Source organism: Cohnella suwonensis (assembly GCF_042655365.1).
GTDB classification, from domain to species: Bacteria; Bacillota; Bacilli; order Paenibacillales; family Paenibacillaceae; genus Cohnella; species Cohnella suwonensis.
The window spans coordinates 55,405-80,140 of the sequence record NZ_JBHSMH010000022.1 but is presented as its reverse complement, the minus strand read 5'-3'; the positions used below and the strand labels follow the sequence as shown (position 1 = coordinate 80,140).

The 24,736-nt window shown below is 55.2% G+C and carries 15 protein-coding genes; 12 read left to right on the top strand and 3 right to left on the bottom strand.

Annotated elements, in window-relative coordinates; translation table 11 throughout:
* The first annotated feature begins 108 nt into the window (after positions 1–108).
* Both ACFPPD_RS09530 and ACFPPD_RS09525 read left to right on the top strand, forming a co-directional pair.
* Positions 109–5,436 (top strand): glycoside hydrolase family 66 protein, encoded by a 5,328-nt coding sequence (locus tag ACFPPD_RS09530; RefSeq protein WP_209748918.1) that lies wholly within the window; start codon positions 109–111, stop codon positions 5,434–5,436.
* A gap of 112 nt (positions 5,437–5,548) precedes the next feature.
* Complete coding sequence (locus ACFPPD_RS09525) at positions 5,549–9,076, top strand: M6 family metalloprotease domain-containing protein (protein WP_209748917.1); 3,528 nt, start codon at positions 5,549–5,551, stop codon at positions 9,074–9,076.
* 372 nt (positions 9,077–9,448) lie between these two features.
* On the opposite strand, the gene ACFPPD_RS09520 is transcribed toward ACFPPD_RS09525, so the two are convergent.
* Both ACFPPD_RS09520 and ACFPPD_RS09515 read right to left on the bottom strand, forming a co-directional pair.
* Positions 9,449–11,065 (bottom strand): response regulator transcription factor, encoded by a 1,617-nt coding sequence (locus ACFPPD_RS09520; protein WP_209748916.1) that lies wholly within the window; start codon positions 11,063–11,065, stop codon positions 9,449–9,451.
* Positions 11,066–11,080: 15 nt separating this feature from the next.
* Entirely contained in the window at positions 11,081–12,865 is a 1,785-nt protein-coding gene (locus ACFPPD_RS09515) for a sensor histidine kinase (protein ID WP_209748915.1), read from the bottom strand.
* Positions 12,866–13,036: 171 nt separating this feature from the next.
* Here ACFPPD_RS09515 and ACFPPD_RS09510 point away from each other — a divergent pair, with 171 nt between their 5' ends.
* From ACFPPD_RS09510 to ACFPPD_RS09470, 9 genes are all read left to right on the top strand, one after another.
* Positions 13,037–14,404, top strand: coding sequence for an ABC transporter substrate-binding protein (locus ACFPPD_RS09510; protein WP_209748914.1), 1,368 nt, complete (start codon positions 13,037–13,039; stop codon positions 14,402–14,404).
* A 45-nt stretch (positions 14,405–14,449) separates the two neighbouring features.
* Positions 14,450–15,331 (top strand): carbohydrate ABC transporter permease, encoded by an 882-nt coding sequence (locus ACFPPD_RS09505; RefSeq protein ID WP_209748913.1) that lies wholly within the window; start codon positions 14,450–14,452, stop codon positions 15,329–15,331.
* Between the two features lie 13 nt (positions 15,332–15,344).
* Positions 15,345–16,166 (top strand): carbohydrate ABC transporter permease, encoded by an 822-nt coding sequence (locus tag ACFPPD_RS09500; RefSeq protein ID WP_209748912.1) that lies wholly within the window; start codon positions 15,345–15,347, stop codon positions 16,164–16,166.
* On the top strand, positions 16,163–17,896 hold the full coding sequence (locus ACFPPD_RS09495) for a glycoside hydrolase family 66 protein (RefSeq protein ID WP_209748911.1): 1,734 nt from the start codon (positions 16,163–16,165) through the stop codon (positions 17,894–17,896). Before ACFPPD_RS09500 ends, ACFPPD_RS09495 begins: the two co-directional genes overlap by 4 nt.
* Positions 17,897–17,944: 48 nt before the next feature.
* A complete protein-coding gene (locus ACFPPD_RS09490; protein WP_209748952.1) occupies positions 17,945–19,627 on the top strand; it encodes a glycoside hydrolase family 13 protein in 1,683 nt (560 codons plus the stop codon).
* A 464-nt stretch (positions 19,628–20,091) separates the two neighbouring features.
* A complete protein-coding gene (cysC, locus tag ACFPPD_RS09485) occupies positions 20,092–20,679 on the top strand; it encodes an adenylyl-sulfate kinase (RefSeq protein ID WP_209748910.1) in 588 nt (195 codons plus the stop codon).
* Positions 20,676–21,407: a Stf0 family sulfotransferase gene (locus tag ACFPPD_RS09480; RefSeq protein WP_209748909.1), complete on the top strand. Its 732-nt coding sequence runs from the start codon at positions 20,676–20,678 to the stop codon at positions 21,405–21,407. The genes cysC and ACFPPD_RS09480 overlap by 4 nt, the downstream gene beginning before the upstream one ends.
* Positions 21,408–21,451: 44 nt before the next feature.
* Positions 21,452–22,264, top strand: a complete 813-nt coding sequence (locus ACFPPD_RS09475) for a GNAT family N-acetyltransferase (RefSeq protein ID WP_209748908.1) — start codon at positions 21,452–21,454, stop codon at positions 22,262–22,264.
* A gap of 19 nt (positions 22,265–22,283) precedes the next feature.
* Positions 22,284–22,436: a hypothetical protein gene (locus tag ACFPPD_RS09470; protein WP_209748907.1), complete on the top strand. Its 153-nt coding sequence runs from the start codon at positions 22,284–22,286 to the stop codon at positions 22,434–22,436.
* A gap of 412 nt (positions 22,437–22,848) precedes the next feature.
* Here ACFPPD_RS09470 and ACFPPD_RS09465 read toward each other — a convergent pair whose 3' ends face one another.
* Complete coding sequence (locus ACFPPD_RS09465) at positions 22,849–23,934, bottom strand: LLM class flavin-dependent oxidoreductase (RefSeq protein WP_209748906.1); 1,086 nt, start codon at positions 23,932–23,934, stop codon at positions 22,849–22,851.
* Positions 23,935–24,107: 173 nt separating this feature from the next.
* On the opposite strand from ACFPPD_RS09465, the gene ACFPPD_RS09460 reads away from it, so the two are divergent.
* Positions 24,108–24,572, top strand: a complete 465-nt coding sequence (locus ACFPPD_RS09460; protein WP_209748905.1) for a heme-degrading domain-containing protein — start codon at positions 24,108–24,110, stop codon at positions 24,570–24,572.
* Positions 24,573–24,736 lie beyond the last annotated feature (164 nt).

The window sequence follows — 24,736 nt, the reverse complement described above, 5'->3', positions numbered from 1 at the left end:
TGGCGGAAGCAACGGGGGACGTCGTCCGTTCACGATAACCGGGATGGGCAGCCTCAAGGCGGCAAGCTTGAATGGCTATTAAAATAACGAACGCGAGGGAGAGATTTTATGAAGACACGGAAAGTCGGAACGCTGCTAAAAGTATTGCTAGTGCTTTCCGTCGTCCTGTCGGTTATCCCGATCGGGATTACCCATGCGGCGGCAAACGGCATCGTTAAGAGAGTATATACCGACAAAGCCAGGTACAATCCGGGCGATCCGGTCGCGATCAAGGTTGAAATCACGAACGATTCCGGATCGGCGTACAACGACAACGTCTATTTGAATATCCTTTATCTTGAAACGGGAGTATTTTCGGCCGTGCAGAACGTGAACGTCGGGGCGGGCAGCTCTACGACGATCACCTTTAACTGGACGGCTCCCGCCACCGATTTCCGCGGTTATTTCGCGCATGTTACGACCGGATTAAGCGGGTCGAACGGAGCTACGGCGATCGACGTGTCCAGCGACTGGACCAAATATCCGCGCTACGGCTTTATGAGCGAATTCCCGGTCGGGGAATCTAGCACCGCAACGGATGCGCGCGTCAAGCAAACGATGGAAGACTACCACATCAACGCCTTCCAGCTGTATGACTGGATGTGGCGCCACGAGAACATGATCAAGCGCACCGGCGGTACGATCGACAGCTCGTGGACCGACTGGAGCGGTAAGCTCACGCTCTCTTGGCCTACGATTCAAAACCTGATCTCGTCCGTCCACAACTATAATGCGGCAGCTATGCCGTATACGATGACCTACGCGGCGCTGCAAGGCTACGAGCAAATTTCCGGCGTCAGCCCGCAGGGCGGCATGTACATGGATGCCTCCCACACGAACCAATTCGTGTTCGATTTCGTAGACAACAACCCGAATACGAACCTGTGGCTGTTCAACCCGGCCAGCACGGCGTGGCGAAACCATATTTACGCCCAATACCGCGACATTTTGAACACGGCCGGTTTTGACGGCATCCACTTGGACCAGATGGGCCAGCGGGACAACACGTACGCCTACGACGGCAGCGTTCTCGACTTGCCTAATTCGTTCTCCGGCTTCGTCAACGGATTGAAAACGGATTTGAACAATAACGGCCTGTCCGGCAAGAAAGTCACGTTCAACATGGTCGACGGAGTAGAAAACGGCTGGGCGGTCAACGACGTGACGAAGAACGCGAACACCGATTTCGATTACAGCGAAGTATGGTATAAGGCCGACGACTATTTGGAATTGAAAGATTACGTGAACCAAGTTCGCCAAAATAACGGCGGAAAGCCGCTCGTTCTTGCCGCGTACATGAACTACGAGGAAAACTCGGGCACGCGGTACGAGGCGGAATCCGCCGCGCTGAACGGCGTGGCCACGAATACGAACCATACCGGCTATACGGGCAGCGGCTTCGTCGATCAGTACGGCGAGCTCGGAGACTATGTCCAGTTTACGATCAACGCCCCGGAAGCAGGCAAGTACGCGCTCGTGTTCCGCTACGCGAACGACATCGGCTCCACGGCGACGCGTAACGTATACGTAGACGGCGCGCTTCAGAAAAAAATCGAGTTCCTGGATCAAGCGAACTGGGACGCTTGGGCATTCGACGCCTATAACGTCGTCCAGTTGACGGCAGGCAGCCACACCGTCAAGCTGGCGCGCGATTCCGACAATACCGGTCATATTAACCTGGACAGCTTGACGCTAGGCACGTTCGAGGAAAATTCGGTACGTCTCGCGAACGCGGCGATCGCCTCCAGCGGCGCCTCCCGCATCGAGATGGGCGAAGGCGACCAAATGCTCGGGCATCCGTACTTCCCGAACGCAAGCAAGCAAATGAGAAACAGCCTGAAAAACGGAATGAAAGATCATTACAACTTCGTTACCGCCTACGAGAACCTCCTTTACGATTCGAATGTCGTAGAGAACGACGGGGGCGGCCAATTCATGACGATCACGGGCGTGTCGACGAGCGGCAGCGCCAGCGCGGGCTCCGTATGGACGCGCTTCAAGCGCACGCCGGACTATAACATCGTCCATCTGATCAATTTGACGAACAACGACACGAAATGGCGCAATGCCGGCGCCCAGCCGACGTTCTACACGAACAAGGCGACGAAGATTTATATCGGCAACGAGGAGAATATCTCCGGCGTTTACTTGGCCTCCCCTGATCTGAACCATGGCGCTACGCAGTCGCTGACGTTCACGAGCGGCACGGACACGGTCGGCAAATACGTTTCCTTCACGCTCCCGGATCTGAAATACTGGGATATGATTTATATGAAGAAAACGTTCAACGCGCCGACGAACGACATCTATGAAGCCGAAACCGCGATTAAGTCGAATACGGCTACGAACACGAACCATACCGGATATACGGGGACGGGCTTCGTCGATCAGTTCACGGCGGTTAACGACGGCGTTTCCTTCTTCGTGAACACGGCGACCGCGGGCGATTATAAGCTTCGCTTCCGCTACGGCAACGGCGGAACGGCGGCGACGAGAGACGTAATCATCGACGGCAAATACACCGGCACCGTCAACTTCGGCAATACCGGCAACTGGGACACGTGGGCTTACGGCGAATTGGTCGCTTCTCTCAAGCCGGGTTACCATAGCGTCGTTCTCTGGTACGCTTCCACCAACGCGAACTCGATTAACCTCGATCATCTGGATATCGACGCGGTCGGGACGGATCCCGATCCCGATCCGGATCCGGATCCGGATCCGGATCCGAACGCGACGCAGCCGACCGACCGTTCCGTCACGAGCTTGTACATGAACAACTGGGACAACGCGGTCAGCCTCTGGAAAGCGAGCAAGCTTTCGCAGAACGATGCTGGAAGCGGCGGTCCCCGGATTGGCGAAATGCGGATCGCGAACGACTACTCGGTCAACCAGATCAAAGACTATACGAGCTTCTTCCGCAACGAATCAAGCGGCGTCAAATACAACAATACGGGCAACTTCCAATCGGAGGCTTATTTCGACGACGGAGGCATCGTGCGCACGAAATATTTGCAATACAGCGGCAGCTCCATGCCGATTACGGTGACGAAAGACTTCGCGATGGTGCCGAACGAAGACTTCACCGTCGCGACGCTGACGTTCACCAATAATAACGCGTCGTCCGTCAACTACAACCTGCTCGAAATGCTGCACGTCAACAACAAGACGATCGGCGGGACGAACAGCAACAACCACGGCTGGTGGGACAGCGGCCGCAACGCGATGTTCGTCGACATGAGCGGCTCCGGCCAATATTTCCTCGGACTCGGAGCGTTCCAGGCTGCGGACGGACACCAAGTCGCGAACGATACGGTAACGTCGACTAGCCAAAACAACGTTTCTCCTTGGATCAGCTTCGACAGCAACGGCACGGTGAAAAACAACAACGACGTCGTGGCTCCCGACATCAGCATCGCGTTCCAGGACAACATCGCGATTCCGGCAAACAGCTCTGTAACGGTATCGTTCGTAACCACATTGCAGCCTACGCAGTCCGCGGCGCAAGCGGCGATCGATACGGCGCGCGCGCAATCGGCTTCGTACTGGCAAACGGAAACGCAAACAAGGTACAACAATTGGCTGACCGCTCCGGGCAAGAAAACGGTCGATTTCGCCGACGACGGTCTCGACAAGATGTTCAAACGCGGCTTGATCTCGATCAAGAACGCGACGAATCCGACGTACGGCCCGACGCCCGCGACGACCAATCCCATTGCGTACGGCTACAAAGTGTGGGCGCGCGATTCCGCCGTTACGGCCATGGTGCTCGACCAAGCCGGATTTCACGAGGAAGCGGAGAAGTATTGGTACTGGTTGGCCGACCGCCAAAGCTCGGACGGCACGTTCAAGACGACGTTCGACTACTGGACGAACGCCTACGTGCCATTCGTCGAACCCGAGCACGATTCCATGGGCATCTTCCTCATCGGCGCGTATAACCACTACAAGCTGACGGGAAATACGACGTTCCTGAACAACATCTGGACGAAGTACAAGAAAACGGCCGATTTCGTCTGGTCCAGCCTAGGCAGCGATCCTTACGGGCTCGGCGTAGCGGACTCCAGCATCTGGGAAGAGCAAGTCGAATATAACACCTTCACGCAAGCCTTGTACGTTGCCGGCCTGGACGCCGCGCAGTACATGGCCAAAGCGAAAGGGCTGCCGGGCGATGCCGACAATTACAACGGCGCGGCAAGCAAAATCCGCACCAACATCCAGAAACCGAACGATTTTAGCCCGAAAGGCTTGTGGAACGCGGCGGGCGGCTACTTTAACCGCGCGGTTGCGACGAACGGCAGCGAGAATGCGCTTGTCGACGCGTCCTCGAACGCGTTGATCGTCTACGGCGTGCTGGACGCCATGTCTTCCAGGGCGGTCAGCCACGTGAACAAAATCAAAACGAATTTGCAGCACGACAACTACGGCATCGCCCGCTACGACGGCGACGTGTTCTACTACACGTCCCAATGGAGTCCCGCCGGCAACGAAGCGCTCAGCGACGAGCCTTCCTGGCCGCAAATGAGCACCTATGTCGCTCTGCATCATATTTACCGCGGCGAGTTAAGTACGGCTCTGAACTACCTGAAGTGGATCGCTTCCCGTACCTCCGTCGGCTATATGGCGCAAGGCGAAGCCGTATCGCGCGTCGATCTGAAGCCGCTGATCAGCACGTCGGTCGAGCCGGTTACCGCAGCCTGGTTCATCCTGGGAGCGCTCGCTTACGAGGGGGAAGCGGATTTCCGCGTAACCTCGCCGCAAGTGAACGCCGGCGTGTTCAAGACGATCAACGTGACGACGAACGTCGCATCCGATTTGACGCAATGGAGCAACGTCCCGTATTATACGGACTTCAAGAACGACTCCGTATCCGCGTCCGGCGATACGGACTTGACGAAGGTGTACGTCAGCAACGACGCCAACAATCTGTACGTGCGCATCAAGAACAGAAGCAACGCGCTCTCCGCATCGGGCGCCGCGCCGAAATTCGGCATGTACGTGTACGGCACCGACCTCAAAGCGAGCGCGGCCGCTTCCAAGACGACCGGCATCAACGGCGGCGCGCTGGAGCGCGGCATGCAGTACGCGGTCGGCAAAACCAGCGACAGCAGCAGCTACGCGAAGTACAACGTCCAAAGCGGAAGCTGGACGTCGACCGGCACGATTTCCGGGGTGACGGAGCCGCAGTGGAGCACGTCCTCCGGCGATATCGAGATGGTCGTTCCGCTGTCCGCGCTGTCCAGCACGGGCTCCTCGGCGACGGGCGACTGGTCGTACTTGAACATCGTGCTTTCCCGCCAGGATCCTAGCACTTCGGTGTGGAACGACGACGATACGATCGCGATCCATTACCGGGTGACGACGACCGGCGAACAATGGTACTTCGGCAACGTCGAGTAAGGCAGGCAAAACATCATAGTACCGGGATTACCCGCCGTTATCGATTGCGGCGGGTAATTTTTAATACGCCGTCTATTCATTTAGAGATTGATAGATTTGGAGGTAGGATGGGATGAAAAAGGTTTATCGGTATCTCGCGATGTCGGCGCTGGCGTTCGCGATTTCGCTCGCGATCGCTCTCGTCGCATCGGCCGCTCCGGCACGAAGCGGAATTCAGGATTTTGAGCAACCGACCGGTCAGAAGTTCAAGGGCGAGCTTAAGGGCGACGAATGGCTGAACTGGGTCGAAACCGACCAGGATGAAGTCGTCGTTCGCGACAAGCAAGGGTATTGGAGCTATGCGGAAATCGTACTCGATCAGTTGAAGCCAAGCGGCCGAAAAGCGCGAATCGACGCCAAGCCCAAGAACGCGTTGACGGGCAACGACATGAAACGAAACGGCGACAAACTCCATGAAAAAGCCGAGAAAAATAAAAATCCATCGGGCTCGCTCGCTTCCGGCGCAAGCGGGGAAAACAGCCAGCAGTCCTCGGAAGCCGCTCCGGCAATCGCTTCGTCATCCCCGCTCAGGACGACGGGCACGCAAAAAGTGCTCGTTCTGCTCGTTCAGTTCACCAACGCGACGATCCAATATTCGGATAACGAATGGAGCGATACCTTCTTTGAAACTTCCGGCAAGACGGTTAGAAACTTCTACCGATCTACTTCGAACAACCGGCTCGATTTCGTGCCGGCGGAAGAGACGTCGGGAACTTCCGACGACGGCGTTATCAAAGTATCCCTGAACGTGCCGCATTCCGCCGGAATGGTAAAAGAAGCGCTGACCGCTGCCGATGCTTATATCGACTTCGCCAGCTTCGATACGAACGGCGACGGCGGAATCGGCAACGACGAGCTTCATGTCGTCACGATATTGGCAGGTTACGAGGCAAGCTATAGCAGCCAGCTTCCGAACGTCTGGGGACATAAGACCAACTTGGCAGGCGACGCCGTTCCGACGCTGGACGGCAAGCGGCTGTGCGATTACGTCTATAACGGGGGCTATACGCAGCAAGGCGAAATTCAAGGCGATCACCGCGCGACGATCGGGATATTGGCTCACGAGCTCGGCCATATGCTGGGGTTGCCGGATTTGTACACGAACGGCAGCTATGTGGGGATCGGCACGCACAGTCTGATGGCAAACGGGAGCTGGGGAAGCGTTGCGGGCGAATATTTGGGCGCGACGCCGGTCCAACTGGACGCTTGGTGCAAAGTGACGCTCGGATTCGTCGATCCGATCGTCGTCGATTCCAGCATGAGCACGCCTTATTCCGTGAAATCGGCGTCTACCGGCGAATACAACGTATTAAAGCTGCCGACCTCGAATCCGAATCAATATTTTCTCGTGGAGAACCGCCAGAAGGAAGGTTACGACGCCGGCTTAAGCGTCGCGAGCGGAGGCATCGCCATCTGGCACATAGACTCGAACAAGCCGTTGGATCTGGAAGAGGAGACGTACGGCATGTACGATCCGTATTACCGCGCGGGCTACAAGACGGAATTCAATCCGACGTCGAACCCGAGCAGCGGCCGGAACGACTGGTCAGGCGAGAAGTATACGGGGATTAATATTTCGGTCGCGAGCGCGAGCGCGCCTGCGATGACGGTTAACGCATACGGAGATTATACGCCTCCGTCCAAGCCCGACGGATTGGTTTCCACCTATGCGGTGATGAGCGCCATTGGTCTTGCCTGGAATGCTTCCGCGGATAGTTCGGGGATCGATTCCTATATCGTGAACCGCGATGGCGTCAAATATGACACAACGAGTTCGATCCGATACAAGATGCCGGCTACCGCAAATCAAACGAACTCGTATACGATTCAAGCCGTCGATAAGTCAGGCAACTTATCGGCGCCAAGCGATCCGATTACGGTAACGACGCCGTCCTCGAACAGCGTGACGATTTATTACAAACGCGGATTCGCGACCCCGAATATTCTCTATAAATTAGATGTTACGGCGCAGTGGTCCGAAGCGCCGATGACGCAATCGGAATACCCGGCCTATAGCAAAACGACGGTCGATACCGGAGGTTCCTATTCCGGCCTCGTCGCGGCTTTCGGCGACGGGCAAGGAACGGTGGACGACAAGGAAGGGAGAAACTACTATTTCGAGCCGGGAATCATCACGTTTGCAGCGGGCACATATACTCAGGATTTCCCGGTTGTCGATACGCAGCCGCCGACGGCGCCGACGGGACTCGCGACGACAGGCAAGACGGATACAACCGTTAGCCTCTTCTGGACGGCTGCAGAGGATAACGTCGGGGTTGCCGGTTATGATGTTTACCAAGATGGCCAGTTTATCGGAACGACGGCCGTCACGAGCTTTGCGGTGACCGGGCTGACGGCGAACACGGCATACGTGTTTACCGTTAAGGCCCAAGACGCGGAAGGCAACGTATCCTCGGCAAGCAACGCCGTTTCGGTAACGACGGGCGCCCCGGGCAATTACGCGGTCATCTACTACAAACAAGGCTTTACGACGCCATACATCCATTACAATCTGAACGGAATTTGGACGGCCGTACCGGGCGTGCCGATGCCGGCATCCGAAGTGGCGGGATACAACAAGTATACGATCAATATCGGATCGGCTACGCAACTGGAGGCTTGCTTCAACAACGGCAGCGGAACATGGGATAGCCGCGGCGGCCTGAACTATTTGTTCCCGGTCGGTACTTCGACCTTCGACGCGGGGACGATTACATCCGGCGCGCCGGATTTTCAAGCTCCTACGGCACCGACCGGCCTAGTATCCACAGGCAAGACGGACACGACCGTATCGCTTGCCTGGAACGCCTCTTCGGATAATATCGGAGTCGTCGGGTACGACGTCTATAGGGAAGGCCAACTGGTCGGGACGACAGCCGCTGCGAGCTACATGGTAACGGGACTTCCGCCAAGCACTTCCGCGATGTATAGCGTAAAAGCGAAAGACGCGAAAGGCAACGTATCTTCCGCAAGCAACGCGATCTCGGTGACGACTGCGGCGGGCAACGGCAATACGGCGACGATCTATTACAAACGCGGCTTCGCGGCTCCGTTTATCCACTATCAAGTAGACGGCGGCTCATGGACGATCGCTCCGGGCGTTGCGATGCAGAACTCAGAGTTCGGCGGCTATAGCAAAATCACGATCAATCTCGGATCGGCGACCGGCTTGTCGGCGGTATTCAACGACGGAAACGGAACGTGGGACAACAATAACGGCCAAAATTACCGTTTCGCGGCTGGCGTATCCACTTTCGCGAACGGGACGATTATTTCCGGAGAACCGCAGCCCGACAGTCTGACGATCGTATTGGCCGTCCCGGCGAATACGCCTGCGACCGCGGATGTGTATATGGCATCCTCCCTCGGGAACTGGGATGCGGCCAACGCGTCGTATAAATTAACGAAGCAAGCGGACGGAACGTATCAAATCACGTTACCTTTCTCCGCGGGGACCAGCTTTGAATTCAAATTCACGCGGGGAGCCTGGTCGAGCGTAGAAGCGAACGCCGACGGCTCGGACATCTCCAACCGGACGTACACGACGTCCGGCGGCGCGCAGACGATTGACTTGACCGCGCAACGCTGGAAGGATCTGTAACGGAATCTAAAGCAAAAGAAGGCCAAGGGCGAATGGCTGCCCTCGGCCTTTTTTTTTGAATGGATGCTACGCCAGGGCAATCGCTTACGAGATCAACGGATCGGCAGGAGTCGTTTCGGTCAAGTCGACGGATGCGATAACTGCCATTTTGACCGTTATGACTGTTCAGAGAACCCGTCCCCCGTACATAACGGTCATCTTGCCCGTTAAGTTCTCTACAACCTCCAATAGACAAGGCAAATGGAAACTTTAACCGCCAATTTGACCGTTAACCATCCACTAAGATGTCGTTTGTTTATTGATAATGGTCATTTTGACGGTTATCCCTTATCGGATGTGGTCTCGCGTTTTCGTAAGCGATTGCCCTGGATGCTACACCTTTTCCTGGTATTCCCCTGGCGGAATCCCGAAATACTGCTTGAATACGTATGAAAAATGCTTGACGCTCACATAGCCGACTTTCTCCGAGATCGCATACACTTTTTCCGCGGGTTTCGCTCGAAGCAGCTTCGCCGCATGTTCCATTCGAACCCGAGTCAAGAACTTGATATACGATTCGTTGTCGTTTTGTTGGAACAAATTGCTCAAGTATCCCGGCGAAACGCCTGCTATCTCGGCGATGAGCGCCAGGCTGAGCGGTTCGGCAAAGTGGCCGATAATATATTCTTTGGCTTTCTTGACGATATCGTGCTCTTCGTCGCCCGCTAAGCCCGATTCGGTTAAACGTGCAGGGGCAAGAGGCTGGAGCATGTGACGGTAGGCGGTCGCGACGGCTTCCGGAGAATCCGGCGCGGGAAATTGCCCGGAGAGCTGCTTCAAGCGGAGCAGAGACGCTTCGTAACCGCCGAGCGCAGTGTCCTCTTGGCTTTTTTGAAGACGATTCAGCAGAAAAGCGCCGAATCTGAATAACTTCCCGGTCGAGCTATCCTCCATCAGTTCCATGTAGAGCCTGAGCGCCGAGACGAAACCGGGATCATGCTGGTCGGACAGCGCGGAACGGATGCCGGCGATCGCCTTGTCCAACTTCTTGAGAGCGGGTCCGGGCGGTTCGGCTTCATCGTGCATGAATAGTTCGCCGGAAGGGGAGAAGAGCCGTTTTTTCAACAGGGCGAGAGCTTTTCGGTAGGAAACATGCAGCTGCAGCGATTCGCTTTCCACGGAACCGACCGCCCCCCATACCTCGAGCCCGGTCATCTTCCGCATCGCTTCGCCGATGCTCGAGAACAGCGCGCGGCATTTATCGAGCAGATCGGTCTCGTCGTCTCCGGTTATCAGGAGGCAAGTGCGCTGCTCCGAGTCGAAGAAAGGCGTGACGCCCGTCTCGGGCTCCGCCAATTCCAACGTCGTCTGATGCAAGATATAATGGAACATCGGCAGATCGTTCGGCGATACGTCCCTCCGCAACAGCTGGCCTTCGTCCATCTCCAGCGCCATAATCGCGCCTTCGGCTTCGACCAAACTGACTTTCATTCGGAACAGCAGCGGATATAACGCTTTGATTTCCACGTTGTTGTCGGACACGACGGCTTTCAGGAAATGGTTCACGACTTGCGATTTGGTCGTCTGCGACAAGCTGACCATCGTTTCGTAAGCGAGCCGCTTCCTGCGCTCCGTCTTCAATACCTCGGCGATCTTGTCCAGCATGCCGACGAATTCGGTTCTGACGACCGGTTTCAGCAAATATTCGTGTACGCCGGAGCGCAACGCTTCCTTGACGAGGGCGAACTCGTCGTATCCCGATAAGATGGCGATTTTGAGGTTCGGAAACCGCTGAGCCGCGTTGCGCGCCAATTCGAGGCCGTCCATGACCGGCATTTTAATATCCGTGACGAGTAAATCTACCGATCGCCCGTCCTCCAGCATGTCCAGCGCTTCTTGGCCATCCCCGGCTTCCCCCGCGAACAACCATTCCGAATGAAGCTCCGCCAGGTTCGTTTTCACATATTCTCGGGTTAAAGGTTCGTCGTCAACGACAAATAAGGTATACATCCCGGGCCTCCTCGATTATGACGGATCATAAGGCAACGATATGGTGACTACCGTGCCTTTGCCAAGCTCGCTTCGGATCGCAAGACCGTAGACGCTGCCGTATCTCGCTTTGATCCGTTTGTTCACGTTGACGAGCCCGATGCCCGTATGAGTGGCCGAAGCCGCGTCCGCCGATTCCTCCGATGCGTTCACTTTCGACTGCAATAGGCCAAGCGTAGGCGCGTCCATGCCGATTCCGTCATCTTCGACGATCAACCATAACCGGTCTCCCTTCCTTTCGGAACGGATCGCGATCGACGTCTTTTCTTTTTTCTTCTCGCAGCCGTGATGAATCGAATTTTCGACGATCGGCTGGAGCATGAAGGAGGGAATGCGCATCGCGTACAAGGAGACGTCGATATCGATCGAATAGGCGAGACGGCCTTCGTACCTGCTGCATTGGATGCCCAAATAAGCGTGGAGAAGATCGATTTCCCTTTGCAGCGTCACGTCCTTATCCCCTTGAGTCATGCTGCGCATGATGCTGCTGAGCCGATTGATATGGTCGATCGCTTGTTCCGTTCGGCCGGATTGCATGGACAAGCTGATCAGATTCAGCGTATTGAACAGGAAGTGCGGGCGGATTTGGCTGTAGAGAGCGCTGATGTGGGCTTCCTTCTGAAGCAGCTTCGTTTCGTAAACTTCTTTGACGAGCTCGGTGTTGGCGGACAGCATGTCGCTGATCTTCGATACGAGCCGGTTAAAGGCGGCTCCGAGATAGCCGATCTCGTCGCGTCTGGCGCTTTGAAAGTGGATATCCAGCCGACCGCGCTCCACCTCCTTCATGAGCCTGACGATGGACAGCAGCGGTTGAAGAAACCGGCGTATGATGAGGACGAGCACGAACAAGGCGAATAAACAGCTGGCGAAGGCGAACAAAAAAGCGGTATTGCGCGTTTTGAGCGCTTCGCTGTTCATCTCGGAAACGGAGTTGACGGCGACGACTTTCCAGCCCAGCTTCGGAATCGTAGCCGTGTTGATCAAATAACCGTCAACTATCCGGCTGCCCGGCTCGACTGCGTTCACCGCGAGCTTCTGAAAGCGGGAATGGGTCGAATAGATGGAAAGGTTCCGATCGTCGAGGAGGTATAAGCCGCCGTCCTCCGTCATCGTCGCTTTGTCGCAAATTTCGACTATGCCGTCATAGTTGGCGTCGGCTTTAATGACGCCGATGATTTGCTGGGTATTGCGAATGCTGCGAAGCTGCTTGACGATGGAGAAGACGCTGACTTTGTCGTTCGTCTTCGGCTGCATGTCGTTCGGCACGAAAATATATTCCTGGGTTTTGAGCGCCCGCTTGTACCAATCGTACGTTTCGGGATTGTCGTCCGGGACGATCTTCGTCGGCAATCTCGCGCTGGAGTAGATTTGGTCCGTCATGATGGACACCCGCAATATGTCTTTGCGCGGATAAATCATCATGTCGTCGAGAAAGCTTTCGATTAGCCGCCGTTTTTCGAGCTGCCCGAGCTCGGTGTCGGGAGAGCCTTCTTCAAGAGAGGCCATGATCGTGGAGTTGCGATACGGAAACAACGTCAGCCGGTACAGCTCATCCAAATAAGTTTCGATGTTAAACGAAACCTGCTCGATAATCTGCTGAACTTTTTCCGAAGATTGCCTCTCGAAATCTTTGGTATATTGGGTGTATGACAAGTAAGATTCGAGAAACACGGAACCGAGGATGAGCATGCCCGTCATGAGGAGCAGCTTCATCTTGATACTCCAATCGCGGTACCCCATGAAGCCCATTACGGTTTTCATGCCGTCCCACCTTCCCGCTTATGATCCATTTCTATTGTACAGGAAGGCGGATGGGTGCCGTAACCGTTTCTTGAATTTCCGTACCAAAAGTCGAATATTCAGGTGTTTCGTCCTTCTCGGCGACCCATTAAGATGAAATTGCAAGCGATATCAACCAAGGGAGGAAATAGAGTGTTACGCAAAAAACTGTCATTGTTTTTAAGCTTGATTCTGATCGTGGGGGTAATGGCCGCGTGCGGAAAAAACAATAATGAGCCTGCAAGCTCGCCGTCCGAGGTCCCCAGCGCCTCGCCGTCCGAATCGGCATCGGCATCGCCGTCGCCTTCCGCAAGCGAAGCGCCGCAAGAAAAAGTTACGCTCAAGTTTTTCACCGGAAAAGTCGAAACGGTCGACCTGATCAACTCCATGATCAAGAAGTTCGAGGAAGAAAACCCGAACATTCACGTCGAACAAGAGTACCAAAAAGACGCGAGCAGCGTCATCAAGGTCAAGTTCGCGTCCGGCGACGTTCCGGACATCACGACGGTCGTGGCGCAAGACTACATCGACCAAGGCAAATACCTCGATTTGTCGAATGAAGCGTTCTGGTCGCGCATCCTGCCGTCGATCAAGGACCTCAGCACGGATATCAAAACCGGAAAGCAATTCAAAGTCGCGACGAACGTGACGATGGCCGGCATCTTCTACAACAAGAAAATTTTCTCCGAGCTCGGATTGAAAGAGGCGCTGACGTGGGCGGAGTTCCAAAGTAACCTGCAAACGATCCATGACAAAAAGCCGGACGTCACGCCGATGTTCCTCGCGGGCAAAGATTCCTGGACGCTCGGCCATCTGATCGAATTTATGGCGCACGGAGTCGTGAAGCAGCAACTAGGAGTAACGGGAGCGCGCAAAGCGTTCATCAACAACGAATCCGACAAATTGGCCTTCGACGCGTCCGGCAGCGGCATCGATTTGCTGGCGGGTCACTTAGTTGACCTGAAAAAAGCCGGTCTTATTAACAAAGATGCCTTGACGGCTACGTACGACAACCAAAAAGAAACGTTCACGAGCGGTAAATCCGCCTTGTTCGCGCAAGGGATGTGGGTTCTTGGAGATCTGCTGAAGATGAACCCGGATATGGCCGGCGACATCGGATTCTCTCCTTTCCCGGCACTCGCCGACGGCTTGAAGCCGGTCACCTTATCCGCCGAGGATTCGGTTTACGCGATCACGTCCGAATCGAAGCATCCCGAAGAAGCGAAGAAGTTCCTGGAGTTCCTGTTCAAGCCGGAAAACTTGAAAGCGTACAGCGAGTTCCTGAAACAACCGTCCGCGTTCACGGACGTAAGCGCGGATTGGGGTCCTCTGAAAGACCAAGCGGCGGCTGCGCTTCAAGCGGGCGCGAATATCGCCTTCACGGATACGCCTGCCGGCTTCTCCGGGGACGATGCCGGCCGCATGATGCAAGAGCTTCTCGCGGGCAAGTACAAAACTTCGCACGATTTCGCCGTAGCCTATACCGAAGCTTGGAATAAAGGCTGGGGCACGACGAAGTAAACGCGATAACCCATGCGAAATAGATACATTCAGGAGAGAGAAACCATGCAAGCATTCAGAAAGCTGAACGCCAATCTGCATCTGTTCATGGCGGTACCCGCCATCCTGTTGTTCGGCATCTTCTTCATCTATCCGCTGACGCAAGGAATCGGGATCAGCCTGACGGATTCGAACGGCATAACGACGCCGAACTTCATCGGGTTTAATAACTTCATAGATTTCTTTCACGATGACCGCGCCACGACCGATGTCAAGAATACGATGTTGTTCGCGCTCGGAAGCGCTCCGTTACTGAATGTGTTCGGGTTGCTCTACGCGCTGCTCCTCGATCGGAAGATGGCCGGCAAAGGAATCGTCAGAACGATCGTTTATTTGCCGGCCGTTATCAGTCCGCTGATCATGGGCTACATTTGGTACTTTATTCTTCAACCGGAGCGCGGTTATATCCCTCATGTCCTTCGAGAGCTTGGACTTGGGCATTGGGACGTGAATTGGCTTGGAGAAAGCTCCTCCGCGCTTGTCGTACTCGTGTTGGTTAACGTCTGGCAGTACGTCGGCCTGACCATGATTGTTTACTTGGCGGGATTGCAATCCATTCCTCCCGAGTTATACGAGGCAGCCAGAATCGACGGAGCGGGAAACCGCTCCTCGTTATGGCACATCACGCTTCCGTTGTTGTATCCCGCAATCAAAATCAACGTGGTGACCAATATTATCGGTTCCTTATCCGTCTTCGACATTATCGTCGCGCTCACGGACGGCGGCCCTGGTTACAGCACGGAGTCGCTAAGCATTTACATCCTGCGCATGCTCTACGGTAATTCCACGGGCTATTCAACCGCCGTCGCGCTCATTATGTTCATTATCATCATCGTGCCTGTCGTCGTCTTTCTCCAGCTGACGAGAAAGCGGGAATACGAGCTGTGAGGAGGAGAAAAAGGTGAAATCACTCGTATTCATATCGAAGTATGCGATCGTAGCGGCGATGATTCTCGTCTCGCTCATTCCGTTCTACGTGCTGCTTTACTTATCCTTGAATGCTCCTTCCGGCAATTCCTTTCAAGGCTTGTTTCTGATGCCGGATTTTCATTTCGCGAACTTCGCCGATGCCTGGAAAGGTTCGAAGATCGATCGCGCGACGGTCAACTCGCTGATCATCACCTCTGGTTCGGTAGCGCTAATCGTACTCGTATCCAGCGCCGCGGGCTACTCGATCGCTCGCTTCCGGCACAAGGCCAACGCCATTATTTTCAATACGCTGCTCATGTGCCTGACGATCCCGGCGATTATCATCACCGTCCCGTTATATACGCTGATGAAATCCATTCACGGTATCAACACGCATTGGGCAATGATTCTACTCATGGCGGCCAACTCGATGCCTCTATCCGTGTTTTTGTACACGAGCTTTATCCGGACATTGCCCAAAGAGGTCGAGGAATCGGCCATTATCGACGGGTGCACTTATTTCACCGCTTTTTGGCGGGTCACGTTCCACTTCGTTAAGCCGGTTACTTCGGCCGTCGTCATTTTGACGGGCTTGAGCATTTGGAACAATTACGGCCAATCGGTATTTTTCCTTCAAAGCCAAGACGTCCGAACGGTCCCACTCGCCGTATCCATGTTTTTTCAGACATACGGCGCCAAATGGAATATGATGGCGGCCGCGGCTCTGATCGGTTTGCTGCCCGCCGTAGCGGCATTTCTCGTCTTCCAGAAATACTTCATTAAAGGGATCACGGCCGGAGCGCTGAAAGGATGAATAAAGTGAATATCGACACAATCCGCATCGTGGACGCCTATCCGCTGAAGGCGCAGTTTCGCAGCGGAGAGAGGGTGGAACTGGCCGTCGAGATCGAGGGCGGGGAAGCCGTATACGGCGAGTTGGCGTTGCGAGTGCGCATATACGAGCTGGAAATACTGAGGGAGACGCGAGAAATCCCGATTGCGACGGGGTTGTCCGGCCTTCATGAAATGAGAATTTCCGTCGGCCCTTACGATTGCGATTTTACGGGTTTCGGATGCGACATCGATGTTGTTCGCGGAGACGATCTGCTCGATTCGCTCAGTACCGCGTTCGACGTCGTTTCCGATTGGAGAAAAGCGACCCGGTACGGTTTCCTGAGCGAATACGATGCCGGCCGCGAAGCGGAGGACGGGCGAAAGGCCAAGTGGCTGAACAAGCTCCATCTTAACCTTACGCTATATTACGATTGGATGTATCGGCATGACGATTTGGTTTCCGAAGAAGAATCGTATACCGACCTGATGGGAAGACAAGTGAGCCTGTCCGCGATCGGCAATAAAATCGAGCTTTGCCGCCGGTACGGCATGAAAGCGATCGCTTACGGAGCCATCTATGCCGCAAGCAAAGGGTTCGCCGAAAAGTATCCCGATTGGGGCCTTTATACCAGCGCGGGAGATCCGTTCGATTTCATCGGGATATTCCGGATCATGAACATCGAACCGGATAGCCCATGGCATGCTCATATCATCGAGCAGTATGCGAAGTCGGTAGAGCTTGGGTTCGACGGCATCCATCTGGATACGTACGGATTTCCGAAAACGGCTTGGTCCCGATTGAACGGGGAGCGGAAGCTGATCAAGCTGGAGGAACATTTCCCTGCTCTGATCGATAACACCCGCGCGAAATTGTCGAAGCTTCGGGACGAAGTCTGCCTGATTTTCAACAATGTCGGCAATTGGCCCGTGGATGCGGTGGCGAAAGCCGATCAGGACGCCATCTACATCGAAGTTTGGAAGCCTTACGAGCGTTACCAGCATTTGCGGGAAATCATCGCGATGGCTAAAGTGCTTAGCGAAGGGAAAAACGTCATTCTCGCGGCCTATCTCCAGCCGTTCCGCGTCGTCAGCGAGGCGCTTGGCATTGCCGGCGCGGAAAACGGCCTTCGTCTGCTGACCGCGACCGTCACGGCGCACGGCGCGTATCATCTGCTTCACGGAGAGGACGGCGGCGTCTTGACGCAAGGCTATTACGTCGATCATTCGAAGCTGCGCGACGGCTTCCGCAGAACCGTGAGGGATTACGCCGACTTCGTCGTCCGGTATGGTCATCTGACGCACGATAACGCTCTGCGCAACGTGTCGATGACGCATGCCGATTACGATAACTTCGAATACGTGTTCGAAGGCTTCGCATTCAGCGCTTATGGAGAGCCCGGCAAAGTGTGGACCGTCATTCAAGAAAAGAAGACTCTTAAGCTGATTCACTTCATCAATTTGACCGGCATATCGGACGATCTATGGAATGAGGCGAAAGAAACGCCGGTTGCCGTGTATGGGCGAACGGTAAGAGTCGCGGTAGACCTGCCCGTAAAGTCGGTTTTCCTAGCGACGCCGGATGAGAACGGAGGACGTCCGATAACACTCGAATACCGGACGGAGGCAAGCGATAGGGGCAAGGTTGTCGTCATCGATTTGCCGAAATTGAATTACTGGGATGTCCTGGTTATTCAGTTCCAAGATCATTGAGATCGAGCGAATAGCCGCCCTGGTTGGTCGAAAAGGGGAATGAACAAAGTGAAAAAGCAATGGTGGAAAGAGAGCGTCGTCTATCAAATTTATCCGCGCAGTTTCATGGACGGCAACGGCGACGGCATCGGCGATATTCCCGGCATCCTATCGAAATTGGACTATTTGCAAAATCTCGGCGTAGACGTGATCTGGTTAAGTCCGGTATACGAATCGCCGAACGACGATAACGGTTACGATATTAGCGACTATCGGAGCATCTTGGGAGAGTTCGGAACGATCGACGATTGGAAAAGTTTGCTCGAAGGCCTTCACGATCGGGGCATGAAACTGATCATGGACCTTGTAGTCAACCACTCGTCGGATGAGCACGCCTGGTTCGTCGAGTCCCGGAAATCCAAAGACAACCCTTATCGCGATTATTACATTTGGCGGGAGGGCAAGGGCGGGAAGGAGCCGAACGATTGGGGTTCTTTCTTCAGCGGCTCCGCTTGGCAACGCGACGAGGCGACGGGGGAATACTTCCTGCACCTCTTCTCCAAGAAACAGCCCGACCTGAACTGGGAGAACGAGGCGCTCCGTCAGGAAATTTACGACATGATGACATGGTGGCTGGACCTTGGAATCGACGGATTCCGCATGGACGTCATCAACCTGATTTCCAAGGTTCCCGAACTTCCGAACGCGGGGAACGGCGACGGCAAGTACGTATTCGGCGGCGAATATTTCATGAACGGCCCGAGAATTCACGAGTACTTGCAAGAAATGAACCGTAAAGTGCTGTCCAAATACGATATCATGACGGTCGGGGAAGCGATCGGCGTGACGCCGGAGGAGGCCTCGCTATACGTCGGAGAAGACCGCGGAGAGCTAAACATGGTGTTCCACTTCGAGCTCATGGACGTCGATTCCGGACCGGGCGGCAAATGGGACGTCGTGCCGTGGAAGCTCTCCGATCTGAAACGGATCATCGGCAAGTGGCAAAGGTCGCTTCACGGCAAAGGTTGGAACAGCCTGTACTTAAACAACCACGATCAGCCGCGCATGGTGTCCCGATTCGGGGACGACGGTCGATACCGAATCGAATCCGCGAAGATGCTGGCGACTTTGCTGCATACGCTTCAAGGTACGCCTTACGTGTACCAAGGCGAAGAACTTGGGATGGTGAACGTGAAATTCGACGGCGTATCCGAGTATAAGGATATCGAGACGCTTAATATGTACGAAGAATACGCGGCGGCCGGCCGCGACCATTCGGAGATTATGAATTCGATCTACGTCAAAGGGAGGGACAACGCCCGCACGCCGATGCAATGGAACGGTTCGGCGAACGCGGGGTTCACGACCGGAACGCCTTGGATTCGCGTCAATCCGAGCTATATGGACATTAACGCGGAACGAACGTTAGCCGACGAGAATTCCGTGTTCCACTACTACCGGAAGCTCATTCGCCTTCGTAAAGAGAACGAGATTGCCGTGTACGGCGACTATCGCCCCCTGCTCGAGAATGACAATCGCGTCTTCGCTTACGTCCGTTCGCTGGGCGACGATCGGCTCGTCGTCGTATTGAACTTCTTCGGCGCACCCGCGGAAGTCGTTTTCGACGAACTCATCGCCTACGGCAATTGCGAGCTGTATATCGGTAATTACGAAGACGCGCCCCGGAACGAACTGGAGCAACGAATCGAGCTAAGGCCTTATGAGGCCCGGGTCTACAAGCTGACGAAATAACGCTGCAAACCCAATCCAAACCGGTTGGGTTTTTCTATTTTCCAAAGAAGAACTTTCAATAGCTCAATAATTGGCGGGGATGGAAGGTAACAAACGACTATAACGGAATGGTTCGTTGACGAAAACGGGGGGGGGCAGGGCTATAATACATTCAATTATGTAAAAAGGTGGGATAGTGACATGGAAAATCGAACCGTGGCATTCATTATCGGTTAATCGATAACTGAATACGGCATGAACGCCAAGCCGGACTCGCATGCGAATGACGCATGTTTATTGAAGTTAGGCGGTTTCATGTTCCGATTGTCATGGACGATTCTTCAGTTCGCTATGCGCTCGTGTTACGGGTCAAGGCCGCGCCTTGTTTGTCGTATTCATGTTGTCGAATGGCCGTAGTTGAACGAATGTTCCTCTGCGGCTTTTTTTGCGTATGTAAAAGTCCGTTTGAATTGGGGGCGAGAAAGTTGAAGGCCGATAGGAAACGAGAAAGGCGAGATGCGGGCGGCTTCGTCGTCTGGTTCACCGGGCTGTCCGGTTCTGGCAAGACGACGTTAGCGCTCGAAGCGGAGCGTGAGCTGGCGAAGCACGGTGCGTTGTGTGTCGTGTTGGACGGTGACCGATTACGGCAAGGACTGAACAGCGATCTCGGCTATACGGAAGAGGATCGCGCGGAGAACCTGAGACGTGCGGCAGAGGTAGCCGTCTTGTTCGCGGAGAAAGGATTTATCGTTCTGGCACCGATGATTTCGCCATCGGAAAAGGCGCGGTCGTCGGTCAGGGAACGGTTTGACTCGGAGCGATATGCGGAAGTGTACGTGAAGTGCACGCTGGATGGCTGCGAACGGCGCGATCCCAAAGGGCTGTATCGCAGGGCCAGGGCCGGAGAAATCGCGAATTTTACGGGGGTTGACGCCACCTACGAGCTGCCGTCGCGGGCTGAATTGACGATCGATAAGGAAGAGGTGGCGTTGGCAAGTTGCTCCGCCGAATTAATTCGGTACATCGAGCATCGCTACGACAATTTATCGAAGAGAAGAGGAGAACGGCAATGATACGGATAATACCCGAACAAAGCTATACGATATGGTTCTCGCAACGCACGGGAAGCACGCTATTGAACCGGGCGCTCTCCGCAACCGGGGTAGCCGGAGATCCGGGAGAATGGCTGACCTTTAGGGATCCGGACTCGACAACGAGGGATGATATCGAGCGAATGTGGCGAGACGGGATGACGCCCAACGGCGTATTCGGATTAAAGACGGCCTATCGGGAGAAATGGATCGAGTCGTTCCGATCAGTGTTCCAGTTGCCCGAGACCGCATCCAGATTGCAAGCGTGGAACGCGGCATTTCCGAATTGCTACAAACACATTTTCATGACTCGCCGCAACAAAGTCAGGTTGGCTGTCTCTTGGTGGCGAGCGATCGTCTCGGGAGAGTGGCACCGCCAACACGGCGAGAAACCGCTCGAGAAAGACATCGCGGATCAATACAATTTCGACGCAATCATTCACCTTCTTAAAGAGTGCGCGTTGTTGGAGGCTGCGATAGAAGACTTCTTTACGGAGGGGGGCATTATTCCCCTCACGATCGTCTATGAAGACTTCATTCTGGACTATGAAGGCACGGTGCGGAAGGTGTTAGCGTTCCTCGGAATTCCGTCAGAAGGGGTGACGATTCCTCCTCCCGCGTTCGATCGAATCGCGGACGACGTCGCCGAGCATTGGGTTCAACGCTTTCGTAAGGAGATTCAAGCGGATTGGCAGAACGTCGCGTGGTAAGAGGTAGAAATCGGGTATAATCAGCGAAAAGGGGGAGTCGCGACATGTTGAAGAGCTTCGGGTTAGGAGATCGGATCTTTGAGAGGGCAAGCTTTATTGCGGACGAAGTCAGTTATAATCTCGTCTTTCGGATTTGCGATTCGCCTCAGGCAGTCAGCCTGAAGTCCGAAGACGATACGCTCTTGTGGGCATGGACGGCTCCCCATCACGCCTGGTTATGGATGGACGGCGGCGTCGCCGAGAAAAGGCGGGACGCGCTGTTCCGAGAGGTTATCGCTTCGATCGACGGCGAGTTGCCGGGCATAAACGGAAAGCCTGCGGTCGCCGAGCTCTTCGCGCGATTGTTCGCTTCGGCGAAGGGGCTTGTCTATCGGGAGCATATGCGACTGGAAGCTTACGAGTGTCCGGCGGCGAGAAAGCCTACGGGAGTCGAAGGCAGAATTCGGCAGGCGAGGATCGCCGACATGATGACGGTCGCGACGTTCATGGCGGGTTTCTCCGAAGGAGCTTACGGCGTGGCGGTCACGCCGGAGAGTCAGCTCTCGGGAGCGGAAGGGTTGATCGCAAACGGGGATCTGTATTTCTGGCTGGAGGACGATGGTACTCCGGTGTCGATGGCGAATATCGCGCACCGAAGCGCCAAGCACGCGCGGATCAACGCGGTGTACACGCCGATCGAGTATCGCAGGCGAGGTTACGCGGGCGCGGTCGTCGCGGCATTGTGCGGCAGGCTCGAGAAGGAGCGCCTCATGCCGATGCTGTATGCGGATCTGGCGAACCCAGCTTCGAACCAAGCTTATAGAAACGTCGGATTCGTCGAGCGAGGCTGGATCGCGGAGTACAAATTCATATCGTAGAACCCGCCGGGACTCGCCGGTGTTCAAGGTTCGCGTCGTCCAGTTCTTCAACGACGACCTGTCCGACTTCTACAGCAACTACAACAACGTCGCCGCATCCGTCTTCCGGGACGTGCTCCGCAACATGGTCAGCGGGACGGTCATTCAGTTCTCCACGGAGCAGAAGAAATAAATCTCGAAAAAGGCAGCCTGCGGGGCTGCCTTTACATGTGACTTTGTGCACGAATGCCATATCTTCAGCCGAACCCCGTCATCCGCGAGCATTAGTTCGACTAAACCCAACTATGGCGCGGAAACTCGGCCATTCGGGAGCATTAGTTCGACTAAACCCAACTACAGCGCGGAAATCTGGCCATTCGGGAGCATTAGTTCGACTAAACCCAACTACAACGCAGAAACTCGGCCATTCGGGAGCATTAGTTCGACTAAACCCAACTACGGCGCGGAAATCCGGCCATCCGCGAGCATTAGTTCGACTAAACCCAACTACAGCGCAGAAACTCGGCCATCCGTGAGCATTAGTTCGACTAAACCCAACTACGATGCGGAAATCCGGTCAACCGCTTCTCTCCGCTTCCCATTGCTTACTCCGCCGCGCCCTCGATGCGGGCAAGCTCCTTACGCACGATCGGCGCGACGCGCGTGCCGAGCAGCTCGATCGCGCGAAGCGTTTCCTTGTGCGGAATCGAGCTGGCGTCCATGTGCAGGAAGAAGCGGGTCACGCCGAGATTGCGGCGCAGCAGCACGATCTTCTCGGCGACGTATTCGGGTTCGCCCGCGTAGAGCGCGCCGCGCAAGCCGTTGGAGGCATCGAACATGGCGCGGTCGAACGTACCGCTCCATCCGCGCTCGCGTCCGATAACAGTCGATTGATATCGCCAGTGAGGGAAGAGCAAATCTTCCGCTTTCCCCGGCGTATCGGAGACGAAGCCGTGCGAATGCGTGGCGATCTGCAGCTTGGACACGTCGTGTCCGGCTTTCGCGGCCGCTTTCTTGTACAGATCGACGAGAGGAGCGAACCGCTCAGGCATGCCGCCGATGATGGCGAAGACGACCGGGAGCCCGAGCATGCCCGCGCGGACGGCCGATTCCGGACTGCCGCCGGTCGCGATCCAGACGGGCAGCGGCTCTTGCACGGAGCGCGGATAGACGCCTTGATCGTTAATGGCGGGACGAAGCCCGCCTTTCCAAGACACCTTCTCCGATTCGCGGATCTTAAGCAATAGCTCCAGCTTCTCGTCGAACAGCTCGTTATAGTCGTCCAAGTTATAGCCGAACAACGGGAACGACTCGATGAACGAACCTCTGCCCGCCATAATCTCCGCCCGGCCGTTCGAGAGGCCGTCGAGCGTGGAGAACGATTGATACACTCTTACCGGATCGTCCGACGACAGCACCGTCACGGCGCTCGACAGCCGGATTCGCTTCGTCACGCTCGCCGCGGCGGCCAGCACGACGGCGGGCGCGGAGCCCGCGAAGTCCGGGCGGTGATGCTCGCCGATTCCGTATACGTCCAGTCCGGCCTGATCGGCCGCGACGATTTCCTCTACCGCGTTGCGCAGCCGTTCCGCATGGCTGATGACCGTTCCCAATGCCGGATTAGGCGATGCCTCCAGAAAAGTACTGATACCGATTTCTATAGATGATGCCGCGTTCGATGTATCTGCCATGGGTGTCTCCTCCTTTGATCTTATCCCCATTTTACTATACTTTTTATAGTTTCTGCAACTAAGTAAGATACAGTTCGGACGGTAAGCCGATTCGCCTGCGGGACAACGCAAAATGGCGTATAGTATGAGGGTGAGCTTGATGCAACCAAACGATACAGGGAAGAGGAATGAACTTGAACGATACGCTGCAGGAGCTCCTGGCGCAAGAAGAGGAGCTGCAATTCGACGAATTCACGAACGACGAAGCCTTGCGTCTGGGACTTGCCATCGTCGCGATCGCGAAGGAAGAGATCGGGAAAGGCATCGCGGTGCACATCGAGAATGGCGAGCATCCGCTCTTCACCCACTATATGGCAGGTACGTCCAAGGATAACATTTACTGGGTGAACGCGAAGAAGAACGTCGTGAACCGGTTCGGCCATAGCTCGTTGTACGTCGGCGAGAAGCATAAGGCGGAAGGAACGACGTTCCATGAAGCGACGGGCCTTTCGTCGGAAGAATACCAAGGCGAAGGCGGCTCGTTCCCGATTATCGTGCGCGGACAAGGCATCGTCGGCACGGTGACCGTCTCCGGACTGACCGGGGAAGAGGACCACCGGGCGGCGGTGGACGGCATTCGCAAGCTTCTCGGCAAGTAAGGGGGAGTCAGGCAAGTCAGGCAAGTCAGGCAAGTTAGGCAAGTAAGGCAAGTCAGCCCCTCTTTTCTGGCTGTATTGCTCTCATATACCAAACAACCTGCAAATCTGCAGGTTGTTTGGTTAGTTCTTCAGAAATAGCGTGGTCAACCTGCAAATCTGCAGGT